General features: G+C 70.4%; 1 protein-coding gene. It reads left to right on the top strand.

From position 1 onward, the window contains the following. The first annotated feature begins 70 nt into the window (after positions 1–70). Positions 71–1,030: an electron transfer flavoprotein subunit alpha/FixB family protein gene (locus tag ACF089_RS35945; RefSeq protein ID WP_392036460.1), complete on the top strand. Its 960-nt coding sequence runs from the start codon at positions 71–73 to the stop codon at positions 1,028–1,030. Positions 1,031–1,034: the final 4 nt, after the last annotated feature.

A 1,034-nucleotide genomic window follows, 5' to 3' on the forward strand; every position in this document is an offset into this window, starting at 1 on the left:
GGTGTCGGGGCTGTGTGTGGTGTCGTCGTCGTCTTGTCGGTCTTTCGTTTCGGGTAGGAGTGGGTTTTCCATGGCTGATGTTCTGGTGTGTGTCGATCATGTGGACGGTGTGGTTCGCAAGCCGTCGCTGGAGTTGCTGACGCTGGCGCGGCGGCTGGGTGATCCGGTGGCGGTGGTGCTGGGTGCGGGCGCCGGTGCGGCGGCGGGTGTGCTGGGTGAGCACGGTGCGGTGCGGGTGCTGGTGTGTGAGGCGGGGGAGTTCGGGGAGTGGTCGGTGGTGCCGCGGGTGGACGCGTGGGCGGCGGCGTGCGGGGTGGTGGATCCGGTGGCGGTGCTGGCGGTGTCGTCGGGTGAGGGGCGTGAGGCGGCGGCGCGGCTGGCGGTGCGGCTGGGGTCGGGTCTGGTGACGGACGCGGTGGACGTGGTGGCGGGTGAGGGTGGTCCGGTGGTGTCGCAGTCGGTGTTCGCGGCGGGGTTCTCGGTGTCGTCGCGGGTGTCGCGGGGGGTGCCGGTGATCACGGTGAAGCCGAATTCGGCGCCGGTGGAGGCGGTTTCGGCGGCGGGTGCGGTGGAGGTGCTGGAGGTGGTGTTCGGTGAGGTTCCGGCGGCGCGGGTGGTGTCGCGGTCGGCGCGGGAGTCGTCGGGGCGTCCGGAGCTGACGGAGGCGGCGGTCGTGGTGTCGGGCGGTCGTGGTGTGGGGGGTGCGGAGAACTTCGCGGTGGTGGAGGCGCTGGCGGACTCGCTGGGCGCGGCGGTGGGGGCGTCGCGTGCGGCGGTGGACGCGGGGTGGTATCCGCATGCGAATCAGGTGGGTCAGACGGGTAAGAGCGTGTCGCCGCAGTTGTACATCGCGGCGGGGATCTCGGGTGCGATCCAGCATCGGGCGGGTATGCAGACGTCGAAGACGATCGTGGCGGTGAACAAGGACGCGGAGGCCCCGATCTTCGATCTGGTCGATTACGGGGTCGTGGGCGATCTGTTCACGGTCGTGCCCCAGCTCACCGAAGAGATCAACAAGCGCAAGGGCTGACCGG

It is taken from the genome of Streptomyces sp. NPDC014894, assembly GCF_043080985.1.
Lineage (GTDB): Bacteria > Actinomycetota > Actinomycetes > Streptomycetales > Streptomycetaceae > Streptomyces.

What these genes read in the sequence shown, in the direction of transcription:
- ACF089_RS35945 (WP_392036460.1), top strand. Translation starts at nt 71, where the DNA reads ATGGCTGATGTTCTGGTGTGTGTCGATCATGTGGACGGTGTGGTTCGC.